This window comes from Burkholderia sp. BCC0398, from assembly GCF_902833245.1.
GTDB classification, from domain to species: Bacteria; Pseudomonadota; Gammaproteobacteria; order Burkholderiales; family Burkholderiaceae; genus Burkholderia; species Burkholderia sola.
Map to the genome: position 1 here is coordinate 684,246 of NZ_CADFEM010000001.1, position 13,297 is coordinate 697,542.

Annotated in this window: 13 protein-coding genes; 4 read left to right on the forward strand and 9 right to left on the reverse strand. The window is 65.6% G+C overall.

What is annotated here, in order from left to right:
* Positions 1-102 precede the first annotated feature (102 nt).
* The 4 genes from andAa to andAc are packed head-to-tail and all read right to left on the reverse strand — an operon-like array spanning position 103 to position 3,419.
* A complete protein-coding gene (andAa, locus tag HWX76_RS03015) occupies positions 103-1,323 on the reverse strand; it encodes an anthranilate 1,2-dioxygenase system ferredoxin--NAD(+) reductase (protein WP_176015451.1) in 1,221 nt (406 codons plus the stop codon).
* Positions 1,313-1,639, reverse strand: coding sequence for an anthranilate 1,2-dioxygenase ferredoxin subunit AndAb (gene andAb, locus HWX76_RS03020; RefSeq protein WP_124553930.1), 327 nt, complete (start codon positions 1,637-1,639; stop codon positions 1,313-1,315). Before andAb ends, andAa begins: the two co-directional genes overlap by 11 nt.
* A gap of 17 nt (positions 1,640-1,656) precedes the next feature.
* Positions 1,657-2,133, reverse strand: coding sequence for an anthranilate 1,2-dioxygenase small subunit AndAd (gene andAd / locus HWX76_RS03025; RefSeq protein ID WP_006479528.1), 477 nt, complete (start codon positions 2,131-2,133; stop codon positions 1,657-1,659).
* 14 nt (positions 2,134-2,147) lie between these two features.
* On the reverse strand, positions 2,148-3,419 hold the full coding sequence (gene andAc, locus HWX76_RS03030; RefSeq protein WP_050017393.1) for an anthranilate 1,2-dioxygenase large subunit AndAc: 1,272 nt from the start codon (positions 3,417-3,419) through the stop codon (positions 2,148-2,150).
* A 213-nt stretch (positions 3,420-3,632) separates the two neighbouring features.
* On the opposite strand from andAc, the gene andR reads away from it, so the two are divergent.
* Complete coding sequence (andR, locus tag HWX76_RS03035) at positions 3,633-4,598, forward strand: anthranilate 1,2-dioxygenase regulatory protein AndR (RefSeq protein WP_089489106.1); 966 nt, start codon at positions 3,633-3,635, stop codon at positions 4,596-4,598.
* 146 nt (positions 4,599-4,744) lie between these two features.
* Here the strand turns inward: andR and HWX76_RS03040 are convergent, their stop codons facing one another.
* Positions 4,745-5,635, reverse strand: a complete 891-nt coding sequence (locus HWX76_RS03040) for a LysR family transcriptional regulator (protein WP_050017395.1) — start codon at positions 5,633-5,635, stop codon at positions 4,745-4,747.
* Positions 5,636-5,726: 91 nt separating this feature from the next.
* Between HWX76_RS03040 and HWX76_RS03045 the strand changes: the two genes are divergently transcribed.
* Genes HWX76_RS03045 through catC form a run of 3 tightly spaced genes read left to right on the forward strand, consistent with a single transcriptional unit; the run spans position 5,727 to position 8,129 of the window.
* A complete protein-coding gene (locus HWX76_RS03045; protein ID WP_050017396.1) occupies positions 5,727-6,860 on the forward strand; it encodes a muconate/chloromuconate family cycloisomerase in 1,134 nt (377 codons plus the stop codon).
* Positions 6,861-6,892: 32 nt separating this feature from the next.
* Positions 6,893-7,795, forward strand: coding sequence for a catechol 1,2-dioxygenase (gene catA, locus HWX76_RS03050; protein WP_089489105.1), 903 nt, complete (start codon positions 6,893-6,895; stop codon positions 7,793-7,795).
* A gap of 43 nt (positions 7,796-7,838) precedes the next feature.
* Complete coding sequence (gene catC, locus HWX76_RS03055; RefSeq protein WP_050017398.1) at positions 7,839-8,129, forward strand: muconolactone Delta-isomerase; 291 nt, start codon at positions 7,839-7,841, stop codon at positions 8,127-8,129.
* Positions 8,130-8,228: 99 nt separating this feature from the next.
* Here catC and tssJ read toward each other — a convergent pair whose 3' ends face one another.
* From tssJ to tssA, 4 genes are read right to left on the reverse strand one after another with little or no spacing between them, the layout of a single operon-like run.
* Positions 8,229-8,747: a type VI secretion system lipoprotein TssJ gene (tssJ, locus tag HWX76_RS03060; protein WP_050017399.1), complete on the reverse strand. Its 519-nt coding sequence runs from the start codon at positions 8,745-8,747 to the stop codon at positions 8,229-8,231.
* A gap of 13 nt (positions 8,748-8,760) precedes the next feature.
* On the reverse strand, positions 8,761-9,864 hold the full coding sequence (gene tssG, locus HWX76_RS03065) for a type VI secretion system baseplate subunit TssG (RefSeq protein ID WP_239469003.1): 1,104 nt from the start codon (positions 9,862-9,864) through the stop codon (positions 8,761-8,763).
* Between the two features lie 17 nt (positions 9,865-9,881).
* A complete protein-coding gene (gene tssF / locus HWX76_RS03070; RefSeq protein WP_176015452.1) occupies positions 9,882-11,696 on the reverse strand; it encodes a type VI secretion system baseplate subunit TssF in 1,815 nt (604 codons plus the stop codon).
* A 9-nt stretch (positions 11,697-11,705) separates the two neighbouring features.
* Positions 11,706-13,289 carry a type VI secretion system protein TssA gene (tssA, locus tag HWX76_RS03075; protein WP_176015453.1) on the reverse strand — a complete coding sequence of 528 codons (1,584 nt, stop codon included), beginning with the start codon at positions 13,287-13,289 and terminating at the stop codon, positions 11,706-11,708.
* Positions 13,290-13,297 lie beyond the last annotated feature (8 nt).

Below are 13,297 nucleotides of genomic sequence, written 5' to 3' on the forward strand. Positions count from 1 at the left end.
GCGGATCGGCGATGCCGTTAATATCCCCGATTTCGACGCCACCGACAAACCCGTAGCCGGCGCGGGCGTGCACGATGCATGCGTGCCGCCCGCGCCGCGCCGCTACATGAACGTCTTCAGATTGACCGCCGGGTCGGCCAGCTTCACCGGATCGGGCACCGCGCCTGCGGCGATCAGCCGCCGCGACGCGCCGATGTCGCGCCCGAGGTTCGCCGCGGCCACCGCGACGATCTTCCCGTCGTCGCCGAGCCCGAACACCGTGAACGGCCCGCTCGCCGGATCGCCGCGCACGACGATCGTGCGTTCGCTGCCGAACAGCCCGAGCATCTGCAGGTTGCAGTCGTACTGATCGGACCACAGCCACGGCAGCTCGGCATAGCGCTCGTCGGCGCCGAGCAGGTTCGCGGCCGCGACGGCCGGCTGGTTTTCGGCCACCTGCCACGATTCGATCCGCACATGCCGCCCGAGCAGCGGATTGAAGTGCATCGTCACCTCGCCCGCCGCGAAGATCGCGGGATCGGCCGTGCGGCAGCCCGCGTCGACGCGAATCCCGTTATCGACGTCGAGCCCGGCCGCCTGCGCGAGCTCGACGTTGGGCACCACGCCGATGCCGACCACGACGATGTCGGCCGGCACGTCGCCGCGATCGGTCTCGACGATCGCGCCACCGCCCGGCGCGCGACGAATTGCACGCGGCAGCGTCGCCATCTGAAAGTTCACGCCACGCGCGTCATGCAACCGACGCGCATAAGCACCGACCACTTCCGGCAACGCGCGCTGCAGCAAGCGCGCGGCCGGGTCGATCACCGTCACGTCGCAGCCGAGCTGACGCGCCGCCGCCGCGACTTCGAGGCCGATGAAGCCGCCGCCGAGCACCGCCATGCGACGCCCGGGCGCCAGTTGCGCACGCAACGCACGCGCATCGTCGACCGTGCGGACGTAGTGCACGGCGACACCTTCGTCGATCGCCCCGCCGAACGTGCGCACGCGCGAACCCGTCGCGAGCACGAGCTTGCCGTACGGTAACGACACACCGTCGTCGAGCCGCACGCGCCGTGCATCGCGCTCGATCGCATCGACGCGCGTGCCGAGCCGCAACTCGATGCGCTGCGCGTCGTACCACGCGGCATCGCGGATGAACGCGCGCTGTTCGCCGCCGTCCGTCAGCAGCGCATCCTTCGACAACGCCGGCCGGTCGTACGGCAGCTCGCGCTCCGCGCCGATCATCACGATACGCGCCGCCGCATCGCGTTCGCGCAGCGCTTCGGCCGTACGCCGCGCCGCGTGGCCGGCGCCGACGATCACGAACGGGTCAGCCGACATTGACTTCCACCTGCCCGTCGACGATCCGGATCGGATAGGTCCGCACCGGCTCGGTGATCGGCGCGCATTTCGGCGCGCCCGTGCGAATGTCGATGAGCCCCTGGTGCAGCGGGCATTCGACGCAGCCGTCCTCCACGTAGCCCTCGGACAAGCGCGCGTGACCATGCGAACACAGGTCGTGCATCGCGAACAGTTCGTCGCCGATCCGGAACACGGCGATCGGCTTCTGGCCGGCGACGCGCGCCGCCGGTTCGTCTTCGGAGAATTCGTCGAAAGCGCCGAGCGGATGCCACTCGGCCAGCGTTGCTTCAATCATGTCGATTCCTTGCTTCGTCAGATCGGCGTCGCGAGCAGCGTCTGCACGCGCGACGTGTCGTAGATCACGCGCTTGGTCTTGTAGCGCAGCCCGTCCGGCGTACGCACGACCGTGTCGTAGTACTTGCCGGCCTGGTACACGTTCGACTCGCCGTTGCTGCGCGTCTGCACGACCACGTAGTTGCTCTCGGTATCGAACTCGCCGTCGCGTTCGGCGACGATCGTCAGGCCCGACGTCATGTGCCGGTACGTGTGCTCTTCATAGATGTTCGCGTGCCGCAGCGACACCACGCGGTCGCGCAGCATCCGCTGGTTCGTGCAATGGACGATCCCGACCGGCAGCCCGAGATCGGCGTTCTCCTTCGGCACGATTTCGTACGTACAGTCCTCGGTGAACATCTCCGGCCAGTGTTCGAGCCGATCGTTGTCGAGGTGCCCGATATAGCGGTTCTGGAGCATGTAAATCTCGAACCACGTCTTCATGTCTTCCGTCATTTTTTGCTCCCGCGTCAATAGCCCATCAGCTTCTGGTAGCCGACCCAGAACTTGCGGATCAGGCTCTCGGTGATCACCGTGTCCTGCTGGTCCGGATTGCCGCGCGACATCTCGATCACCGACGTCGCATCGGCGTCGCGCACCGTGCCGCGCTGCACGAGCTCGGTCGCTTCGGTGTCCTCCATCGAGATGTAGCCGGCCGGCCCGACGAGATTCGCCTGCTTGATGCGCAGCGCGCGCAGCTCGGGCGTGTCGTCCGCATAACCGAAGAAGTGGAAGATCAGCTCGAAGTTGTCGGGGCCCTTCGGCAAAATCTGCCGCGCGACCAGCGTGTTGTGGATCTGCTGGATCACGAGCTGCGGGAAGATCGGCTGGATATGGTTCGTGCAGTCCTCGTCGTATTCCGACACGAGATCGAGGATCGATTCGTCCTCCAGATGGAAGCCCTCGTCGAACGACCGAATGTTCTGCTGCTTGTACGCGGCCGACGTATCGTCGCCCGTCTTCGTCACCGTGATGATGCTGTGCAGCCCGTGATTCGCATCCGGAATCGAGCGCGCCTTCATCCCGACGCGGAAGATGTTGAAGGTCGTATGGAACAGATGCAGCATGCTCGCGTGATACGGGTCCTTCACGTTCTCCATGTACAGCTTCCAGTTCGACTTCGAATACTGGCGCGTGCAGCCGAGATACTCGATCGGCTTGTGGAAGATCCGGTCGATCCACGGACGCATCTGCTCGCCCAGATACTCGGGCAGCGGCGCGACTTCATCGCTGAAGGTCGCGAACACGAGCCCGCGATAGCTGTCGACGCGCAGCTTGCGCAGCCCGTGCTGCTTCGGATCGAAATCGGCCGGCATCCCGGTCATTCCCTTCTGGCCGCGCCGGAACGGCACGCCGAGCAGGTTGCCCTGGTTGTCGAAGCTCCACTGGTGATACACGCACGTGTGCGAGCTCGCGTTGCCGCGCGACTTGCGGCACACCTGCGCGCCGCGGTGCGCGCAGCGGTTCACCCACGCGGACAGCGCGCCGTCCTCGGTGCGCGTGACGACCACCGGCGTGTCGCCGACGAACGTGCTCTTGAAGTCGCCGGCGTTCGGGATTTCGGCTTCGAGCGCGACGAAATTCCACGTCGGCCCGCGGAAGATGCGTTCCTGCTCGCGATCGTAGACGGCCCGCGAGCTGAACACCTTGTACGGCACGCGCGAGCCGTCGTCGTGCGGGAAGCTCACGTCGGATGCGTCGCCGCGTGAGGCGAAAACGACGGGCGATTCTGTCTGCTCCATGTCGGACTCCTTGTCGATCCGTTGCGTTGAATGCATGGAGCCGATTTTTGAAAAGCTAATATTCGGCGTCTATCCGGAAAGTGCGATTGCGGCGGCGCAATATCCACTTTCGGCGGATTTCTGCGCTAGCATGACGGCACACGCGACCCGGCGCACGATCGCGACCCATTCGTCGGATCGAAGCGCGCGTCGTCCATACCAAGGCTGAGGCCCATGTCCCCAACGTCGTTCGAGCCGCTCGCGCTGCGCGCGCACCGGCTGTTCGAATCCCGCGATCTCGACGAGACGCGCGAGCGGATCTCGCGCGTGATGCAGCCGCACGCGCTGCTGCCGAGCGGCCGCGTACGGGGCGCGTCGCACATGGATTTCGTCCGGCTGGGCGGGCTCGGGATCGGCACGATCGCGTTCGGCGACGCGATGCGCGTGCAGGTCGACGCCGTCGACGGCTATTACCTGCTGATGTTCTGCCTGTCCGGCCAGGCCGAAGTGCGCGCGATGGGGCGGCAGCTCGGCGTCGACGGGCAGACCGGCGTGCTGTGCGCGCCCGGCGAACGCTTCGACGCGGTGCTGTCGGCCGATTGCGAGCAGTTCGTGCTGCGCATCGACGCGGCGACCGTCGGCGCGCTGACCGGCGACCCGCGCACGACGCTCGACCCGGTGCTGCACGTCAGCGACGCCGCGCTCGCCGCGTGGCGCCAGCAGCTGATGCTCGTCGCGCGGTCGCCCGAGTTGCTCGAACGCGCGAACGCGAACCCGCGTGTCGCGTCGCAGCTCGAGCATCTGCTGATCGACCTGCTGATCGAAGGCCATCCGCCGTCCGTGCTGCAGGCGTCGCACCGCGACCCGGCGCCGGGCTTCGTGCGGCGCGCGCAGGAATTCGTCGATGCGCACTATGCGCAGCCGCTGCAGCTTGCCGATATCGTCCAGGCCGCCAACGTGCCCGAACGGACGCTGCGCGACGCGTTCCTGCAATTCCGCGGGATGAGCCCGATGCAATACCTGCGTGCGACGCGGCTCGCGCACGCGCGCGAACTGCTGCGCGGCGCGGCAGCCGACCGGCGGATCGCCGATATCGCGCTCGATTGCGGGTTTACCCATCTCGGGCGGTTCGCGATCGCATATCGGGAAAGGTTCGGCGAGTCGCCGTCGGAGACGCTCGACGCGCAGCGTCAGGCGTAACGGTCGTCCCGCTGCGCTTGCGCACCACCCTCACCACGCGGCGGCTTACTCGCCGGCTTTGACCGTGCCGGAACGGCTCTCGTCGCACCGCCCTGTCGGAATTCGGCTGCGCGTCCGGGATCGACCGTTAGTTGCAGTTCATGACGTCACGCCGCCGGCACGATCATCTCCCGCGCGATCGCGCAGAACGCGGCCGTCGCCGCGCTTTCGCCGTGCAACCGGCGGCTCATGATGATCGGCGACGTCGCGCCCGGCTCCGGCAAGCGCCGATAGACGACGCCCTTCACGCGCACGCCCTCCACGCTCTCCGGCACCAGCGACACGCCCACCTGCGCGGCGACGAGCCCGAGCGCCGTCTGCAGCTCGCGCACCTCGTGCACGGCCGCCGGCACGACCGCGCCGTCGCGCAACGCCGACAACTGCTGATCGGCGAAGCTCGGCCGCGGCGTGCTCGGGTAGACGATCATCGTCTCGTTCGCGAGATCCGCGAGCGTCAGCGGCCGGGCCGGATCGGCGAGCCGGTGCCCGACCGGCAGCGCCGCGATCAGCTTTTCCTCGATCAGCGCCTCGCGCACCAGTTGGTCGTCGTCGAAGCGCAGGCGGCCGAACCCCACGTCGATCCGCCCGCCCTTCAGCGCGCCGAGCTGTTCGAGCGTGAACATCTCGATCAGCGACAGCTCGACGTCCGGCTGCGCCTCGCGAAACGCGCGGATCACGTCCGGCAGCGCGCCGTACAGCGCCGACGGCACGAAGCCGATCACGATCCGCTCCGACGACTGCGCGAGCCGCCGCGTCAGCGGCCCCAGTTCGTCGGCCTGGTCGACCAGACGTTTCGCCTGCGCATAGAACACACGCCCGGCATCGGTCAGTTTCAGCGGCCGCGCGCCGCGCTCGAACAGCGGCAATCCGATCTCTTCCTCGATCGCCTGGAGCTGGCGGCTCAGCGGCGGCTGCGTCATGTGCAGGCGCTCCGCGGCCCGCGTGATGTTCATTTCCTCGGCGACGGCGATGAAGTAACGGAGCTGGCGCAATTCCATTTCATGCCTCGAAGGTATGGAAGTAGTCGGAAAGAGTGTTGGACGACGCGGGGCGGGAATTCCTACCATGTGCACCAACAGGAGGAATCGCATGATAGCAACTGCCGCCACCATCGAACGCATCGAGACGTTGCTCGTCGACGTGCCGACGATCCGGCCCCACAAATTGTCGGTCGCGACGATGAATTGCCAGACGCTCGTACTGATCCGAATTCGATGCACGGACGGTATCGAAGGCGTCGGCGAGGCGACGACCATCGGCGGCCTCGCGTACGGCGAGGAGAGCCCCGAAAGCATCAAGGTCAATATCGATACCTACTTCGCGCCGCTGCTGCAAGGCATGGACGCGACGCGTCCGGGCGCCGCGATGGCGCGGGCACGCAAGCTGTTCCAGGGCAACCGCTTCGCGAAGTGCGCGATCGAGACCGCGCTGTTCGACGCGCAGGCGCAGCGTCTCGGCGTGCCGCTGTCCGAACTGTTCGGCGGACGCCGGACCGACGCGGTCGATGTCGCATGGACGCTCGCGAGCGGCGACACGCAGCGCGACATCGCGGAAGCCGAAGCGATGCTCGATGCCCGCCGCCATCGCGCGTTCAAGCTGAAGATCGGCTCGAACGCCGTCGCCGACGACGTGGCGCACGTGGTCGCGATCAAGCGCGCGCTCGGCGAGCGCGGCGACGTGCGGGTCGACGTGAATCAGGCCTGGAGCGAGACCGATGCGATCTGGGCCTGCGCGCGGTTGGCGGAAGCCGGCGTGAGCCTCGTCGAGCAGCCGATCGCCGCAACCAACCGCGCGGGGCTCAAACGCCTCACGCGACTCGCACAGGTGCCGATCATGGCCGACGAGGCGCTGCACGGCCCCGTCGATGCATTCGCGCTCGCGCAGGATCGCGCGGCCGACGTGTTCGCGGTGAAGATCGCGCAATCGGGCGGCCTGCAGGGCGCGGCGAGCGTCGCGTCGATCGCGGCGGCGGCCGGCATCGACCTGTACGGCGGCACGATGCTCGAAGGCGCGGCCGGCACGATGGCGTCCGCGCAACTGTTCAGCACGTTCGACTCGCTGAAATGGGGCACCGAACTGTTCGGCCCGCTGCTGCTCACCGAGGAGATCCTCGTCGAGCCGCTGCGCTACCAGGATTTCAAGCTGCATCTGCCGGCGACGCCCGGCCTCGGCATCACCTTCGACTGGGCCCGCATCGAACGGATGCGACGCGACGCCCGCTGATCCCCACACGACAACCGAAACCGGAGACACAGATGAACAAGCAAGCCATCGACGCCCTGCTGAAGACCTTCGACGACGCCGCCGAGAAGCCCGGCAACCCGCGCGTGCGCGCGATCGTCAACCGGATCGTGAAGGACCTCTGCTACACGATCGAGGACTTCGACGTGCAGCCGAGCGAGTTCTGGACCGCGCTCAACTTCCTGAACGAAGCCGGCCGCGAATTCGGGCTGATCGCCGCGGGCCTCGGCCTCGAGCGCTTCCTCGACGTGCGGATGGACGAAGCCGAGGCGAAGGCCGGCATCCAGGGCGGCACGCCGCGTACGATCGAAGGGCCGCTGTATGTCGCCGGTGCGCCGGAATCGGTCGGCCACGCGCGTCTCGACGACGGCACCGATCCGGGCCAGACGCTGATCATGCGCGGCCGGGTGCTCGGCCAGGACGGCGCGCCGCTCGCGAACGCGCTGGTCGAGGTGTGGCATGCAAACCATCTGGGCAATTACTCGTACTTCGACGCGTCGCAGCCCGCGTTCAACCTGCGCCGCTCGATCCGCACCGATGCCGAAGGCCGCTACAGCTTCCGCAGCGTGCTGCCGGTCGGCTACAGCGTGCCGCCGGGCAGCAAGACCGAGCAACTGCTCGACCAGCTCGGCCGCCACGGCCATCGCCCGGCGCACATTCACTTCTTCGTTTCGGCGGACGGTTATCGTAAGCTGACGACGCAGATCAACATCGATGGCGATCCGCATCTGTGGGACGACTTCGCGTTCGCGACGCGCGACGGGCTGATCCCGCCGGTCAAGCAGGCGGAGGGCGCGGAAGGCAAGCCGTACGGCGTCGACGGGCAGTTCGCGCTGATCGACTTCGACTTCTCGCTGCTCAAGGACAAGCAGGACGTGCCGGGCAGCGAAGTCGAGCGGGCCCGCGCGCAGGCGTGAGCGCCCTTCCCGTTCGACGAATCGACAACGCAAGGAGTGCAGGATGCTGTTTCATGTGGAAATGACCGTTCGCCTGCCGGCGGACATGGATCCGGTCAAGGCGGCCACGCTGAAGGCGGAAGAGAAGGCGATGTGCCAGCGGCTGATGAACGAAGGGACGTGGCGTCATCTGTGGCGAATCGCCGGGCAGTATGCGAACGTCAGCATCTTCGACGTCGAAAGCGTGCAGCAGCTGCATGACGTGCTGAGTCAGCTGCCGCTGTTTCCGTATATGGAGATGGAAGTGCGGGCGCTGTGCCGGCATCCGTCTTCGGTGCGGGAAGACGATCGGTGAGGCCCGTGCGGCCCATGATTGCCGGGAAACCGGCGCATGGGCCGAATTTTGCGTTCAACACACGTGCTGAGCGCTCCAGCGAACGCGAGAGCCTCGCAATCACTTCGGCGCATCCCCCGCCATCTGCAATCCGGTCGCCGTCAAACGAACGCGTAGCGGTTTGTCCGGATCGAGCTTCTTTTTCTCGATGACGCGCTTCCAGTTTTCAGCCGCGCCCGGGGCGCGGTACAGCGCAACGATCGCCACGTACTCGGTCTCGCGTTGCATCGGTTGAGACAGGCTCGACGAAGCCCCCGGATTCACGACAGCCGACATGCCGCCCTGCAGGTCTTGCGCGAGTATCGTGCGGTCGTTCTTCAACAGATCGTCATACGATGCCGCATCGACCATCTTGCGGTCCTTCAGCTGATAGACGCGGACGGCAACCGATGTCGGTCGCCCCGCATCGTCGGGGTTCAGCGCAGCACGTGCGATCAAGTCGATGTCCAGCACTTTCACCTGCTTGAAGAACACCGCGCGATAGGCATTCGTCGACGCATCCGACACCGACTGCCATGCACCGCACCCCGACAGCAGCAATACAGCGGCAGCGACGGCCGCACTCATTCGATAGAACATGAAAACTCCGGAATCAGGTGACGTGTGGCGTGAGATACGGATTGGGCGGCGGCACGGAAAACGCCTCGTACACCCCGAGCGCAATATCGATCAAGCGTTCATCGACTGACGGCAGCACGGTCGTCCAGCCGAGACGCGGCGCGGGGGCGGCACGTTCGACGCCGACGGTCGGGGGTGGAACGAACCGTGTCGATACTTTCATCCGCAAATGCACGTCGGCCTTGATGCCGACATACAGCTGGACGAATGCCATCACCTCCCGATGCAGCCACGCACCCGGCAGCAGGTCCTGAGCCTGCTGCGCATCAACGGGCCACAACGTCAAACGCACGGCTCGACTGCGATACGCGAGACGCCTGCCGAGCACGTAACCGCCGCCGAGCCCGCTACGCTTCCCATCCGAAAGCACATCCGCATCCGGCTTCGCCGACGTCAACGGCTTTGGCCGACCGCTACTCGTCGTCACCGCCCAGAATTCGTCCACCCGAACATCGGCGCCCGGCGCGGCGAGCGCCACCACGCCGGCGAGCCCTTCCGACGTGCGTGTCCGCTGGATCAGCAGCCCCAGCAACGAGAGCATCCGCGAATGGGGCAAGCCTGCCCGCAAAGGCTTGTCACCCCATCCGAATCCGGCGAGACATAACAGGCTCCGTGAATAATCGTCGACTCCGCCTGCCCGAAAACGCTCCGGATAGCGGTATTTCTTCCATGCGCGATACAGCAACGTCGCCGCCCGGTGGTTGAACGGATCGAGAAACGCCTCGACGGCTTCGTGCCCCTCCTCCCGCAGCACGATCTCGTCGATCATGTGCGACGGCATGGCCGCATCGACGCCATAAAGGCCCATGAAGGTCGTGCGCACGGTCGGCGGCGCATCGAGGTGCTCGTCGTCGAATTCGACAGCGGCCACCTCACCCGCCGGAAACCCCAACCGCGGACGCGGCCGGAATCGCACCGGCTCATGCTCCGGCGTATCGCGCGTACCAAACCCGGGACGTTCGGGCGCACAGGCTTCCAGCAGACGACAGAACTGCATGAAAGTCATCTTCGGCGCCCGCTCGAACAACCTCTCGGCCACTGCCGGCAGACCGTTCGCCTCAGCGGCTTCAGCACGCATCCGATCGATCGATGAACTCATAACGGCGCCCGCTGTGCCTTGCTGCGCGGCCACTCCGTCCGCGACCGGGACGGCAGACTGACGATCGCCAGCTTCGTGAACAGATTGAGCTCCGCATACGCGCCGAAGAACCGGTGCAGCAACTCGCCGAACAGCATCACGTCGCCTTCACCGGAGAAAGCGTGCGCATCGAGCGTGACCTCGATCAGCACGCCGCGCTCGACCGCCCCGCCCGACACCTCCTCGATCATTTCCTGCGACACGTGCAGGATGCCGGCGAGCCGCCGCCGGTTCAGCTCTTCGTTCGTCCAGTCGTACAGCGCCAAAGCGCCGCGCAACACCTCCGCGTTCATCATCGACAGGAAGTTCGGTGCGAGATGTGACAGCACGCGCCACTGGAAGCGATCCTCCGTCGGCGGATACAGCGGCAATGTCGGCGATACGAGATTGCGCACGCCCGCGACGTTCGGCGTGCTGGCCGCCAGCTCGTCGAGGCTCGCTTCGCGCAGCCCCTTGCGCGGCAGCAGCCCGTTCGTGCCGGTCACGCGCAGCGACAGGCTTTCCTCGGGCAGCGTGTCCATCGTTTCCCACGCGTGACCGCCGAGAATCACCCACATCTCATGCAAGCCCGATACCCCCGAACGCACGCGCGTGTGGAAATAACGTTCCGGCGCCTCGTGCCGCAACATGCCGCCGCGGTGCCGGAACGTCGCGAACGGCACATATTCGTATCGCTCGGCCGTATCGTGATCGAACGTCGCGATCGCATCGACCGAATACGTTTCGACATGCTCGCCCTGATGACCGGCCGGCACGACGCGATATTCGGTTTCGTGATGGTCGATCTCGATCGGCTCGGCATCCAGTTCGAACAGGTTGATGACCGGCGTACAGAACAACCGCACGTTCTCCGCGTTGAAACGCTGATCTGACGGATACGCTTCCTTCAGGAGAATCTCCAGCTCGAAGCGAGTCGATTTTTCGGGAAGCGTCGAGAGGTCCAGCCCGCATAGATCGATGAACAGGAATTTCTCGCGGAACGTGAAGTATTCGAGCAGCAGTTGATATCCCGAGAACGCCGCGTCGGCCTTGGGCCACAGCCGTTCTTCCGTCGAGAACCCTGCCGGCTCGATCGTTACGCCTGCGAGCGCTACCGGTTCGCCGTCGCGGACTTCCGGAACACGCAAGCAAATCGCATCGATCTGACGCGTCAGCGCAAGATGCATCGCGAATGCGGTCGGTAGATCCGCGTTCAGATGCAACCGCAACCGCGACAAGTCCGTTTCGCTGCGCAGCGCCGATCCCTGCAGTGAGAAGCCAAGTCGAATCACCGAGCGACCGTCATGGCGCACGGTCGGCCCGGCATGCGTGATCGACACCGGCTGCAATGCAACGGCCTGCGTCGTCCGGTACACACACTGCACCGTCCGCGGCGTCACGCCCTCTACTCCGCCCGGCGACGGCACGTTGATCGGCGCGGACCGCACCGGCACCCCGGCCGGCACGACTTCGGTTTTCTGCAGTTTCTCCGCGAACGGCGTCAACTCGACGATCGACAGCGAAGGAATCATCCGCAGATAGTGCGGCCACAGCAAACTGACGAGCCCTTCGGTCAGTTCGGGCAGTTCGTCGTCGAGCTTTTGCCGCAGCCGACCTGTCAGAAACGCAAAGCCTTCGAACAGACGTTCGACATACGGATCGCGATCGCCGACGCGATCGAGATTGAGCAGGCGCGCACGGTCGGGATGCGCCTTCGCGAACGCCTTGCCGGACTCGCGCAGGTATCGCATTTCGGCTTCGTAGTAGCGCAGGATGGAATCGTTGTTGTCCATGGAAATCCGTTACGAAAGGGTCAACGCGCGTGCGGGATCGAGTACCGTGAGTTCCGCATGCAGTTCGCTGATGCGACGGGCGAGCGCGGGCTTGTCGGCGTCCTTGCGGCTGCTCATCGCTTTCAGTGCTTTGACCAGTTGCTGCTTGACCTCGAACGTCAGCGCCGGCTCCCAGCGCATCATCGGCAGCGAGCGGGACGTTCCGTCGAGTTCGGCAAGCAGCGCGAGCGCCGCATCGTGACGGCCGACATGGTCGGCCAAGCGGGCCATCACGAGCCGCTGCAAATAGCGATGTCGATCGGTTTTCATGCCGGGCAGCGCTTCGAGCCACGCAAAAGCCGTCTCAATGCCCTCACGGGTAGCCAGTTCGCGAGCCTGGACTTCGATCTCCGGCCAGTCGCCGGTCGAATCGCTCTCGCTTTCCGCCGAGACCGGCAGTGGCGCAATCGTCTCGCCCGCTTCCAGGTCGCGTACGACCGCATGGCGAGCAATCCATTCGAGTGTCGTGTCGTCGGCAAATGGTGTACCGTCGTTGAACGCCAGCCGTTCGATACCCGGCAATCGTTCGAGAAACAGCGCGAAATCGGCACGCAGCAACGCCCGCCATGCGTCGTATGGCGTACCGACGTGATCGAGCGCCACGTGCTGGAAGTACTGGAGATCGAGCCACAGGTGATTCACGCCTTCCATGAACGCACCCTCCACACGCTCCAGCAACTCGTGCCAGTGCTTCTGCAGCACGAGACGCTTCATCTGCTGCCGCAACTCGGCGCGTGGCGGTGCCAGACGCGTATGCGACGCGGCGTCTGCAGGCGGAACTTCGTGCAAGGTATCCCACCGAACGCTTCGCACGAGGCGTACCGACGGCAAGTAGCCGTTTTCCTGATCGCGGAGCCACGCCGACATCGCGCGGGCCTGATCGAGCAAATCGCGTGTGGACGCAATCGACCCCGCCGACGTTTTGCCCGGCGCAGCCGCTGCCGGCATCGCCTTGCCGGAATCGACGCTGCTTGCCGGCGCTTCCTTTTTCTCGAAGCGAGAAACGAGTGGCTGCAGATTCGGACGGGCAGCATCGGGCCACGCGGCCGTATGCGCCACGAGCACGTCGAGCGCGGCCAACGTACGTTCGAGATCAGCGGGCACAAAGTCGCCACGACTATCCAGCGTCTCGATCACACGCGCAGTCGCCAGCATTTCAAGCGCAGCCTTCTTGGCTTCGTGACGGACGGGCAAAGCCGCTTCGCCAAACCGGTCGACGAGTGCAGCGGCCAGCTCAAGTCCGTCGGCGAACCCGGCCGTGCCGTCCTGCCGCAGGCGTGCGAACGCGTAGTAGCCGGCGAGCCGCAAATCCTTGCCGGTCTCCTTGAGCAGGTGTTCGCATGCACGGACGATCAACCCGTCATCGATTCCCGACAGCTTTCCGGCTTCGTCCTTCAGTTCGAAGAATGCGTCTTCGTAGCCGGGATCGCGTCCGTATGCATGCTCGCCCGGTATCGGTGCAATCCATGTGGCCCAGGTATCCGTCCGTGCCCGCTGAAGCGAATCGATACGGGAGCCGCCGACGAGTGTCTTCACAAAATTGGCAAGCGTCATGGAGGATC

What these genes read in the sequence shown, in the direction of transcription:
- andAa (WP_176015451.1), bottom strand. Translation starts at nt 1,323, where the DNA reads ATGTCGGCTGACCCGTTCGTGATCGTCGGCGCCGGCCACGCGGCGCGG.
- andAb (WP_124553930.1), bottom strand. Translation starts at nt 1,639, where the DNA reads ATGATTGAAGCAACGCTGGCCGAGTGGCATCCGCTCGGCGCTTTCGAC.
- andAd (WP_006479528.1), bottom strand. Translation starts at nt 2,133, where the DNA reads ATGACGGAAGACATGAAGACGTGGTTCGAGATTTACATGCTCCAGAAC.
- andAc (WP_050017393.1), bottom strand. Translation starts at nt 3,419, where the DNA reads ATGGAGCAGACAGAATCGCCCGTCGTTTTCGCCTCACGCGGCGACGCA.
- andR (WP_089489106.1), top strand. Translation starts at nt 3,633, where the DNA reads ATGTCCCCAACGTCGTTCGAGCCGCTCGCGCTGCGCGCGCACCGGCTG.
- HWX76_RS03040 (WP_050017395.1), bottom strand. Translation starts at nt 5,635, where the DNA reads ATGGAATTGCGCCAGCTCCGTTACTTCATCGCCGTCGCCGAGGAAATG.
- HWX76_RS03045 (WP_050017396.1), top strand. Translation starts at nt 5,727, where the DNA reads ATGATAGCAACTGCCGCCACCATCGAACGCATCGAGACGTTGCTCGTC.
- catA (WP_089489105.1), top strand. Translation starts at nt 6,893, where the DNA reads ATGAACAAGCAAGCCATCGACGCCCTGCTGAAGACCTTCGACGACGCC.
- catC (WP_050017398.1), top strand. Translation starts at nt 7,839, where the DNA reads ATGCTGTTTCATGTGGAAATGACCGTTCGCCTGCCGGCGGACATGGAT.
- tssJ (WP_050017399.1), bottom strand. Translation starts at nt 8,747, where the DNA reads ATGTTCTATCGAATGAGTGCGGCCGTCGCTGCCGCTGTATTGCTGCTG.
- tssG (WP_239469003.1), bottom strand. Translation starts at nt 9,864, where the DNA reads ATGCGTGCTGAAGCCGCTGAGGCGAACGGTCTGCCGGCAGTGGCCGAG.
- tssF (WP_176015452.1), bottom strand. Translation starts at nt 11,696, where the DNA reads ATGGACAACAACGATTCCATCCTGCGCTACTACGAAGCCGAAATGCGA.
- tssA (WP_176015453.1), bottom strand. Translation starts at nt 13,289, where the DNA reads ATGACGCTTGCCAATTTTGTGAAGACACTCGTCGGCGGCTCCCGTATC.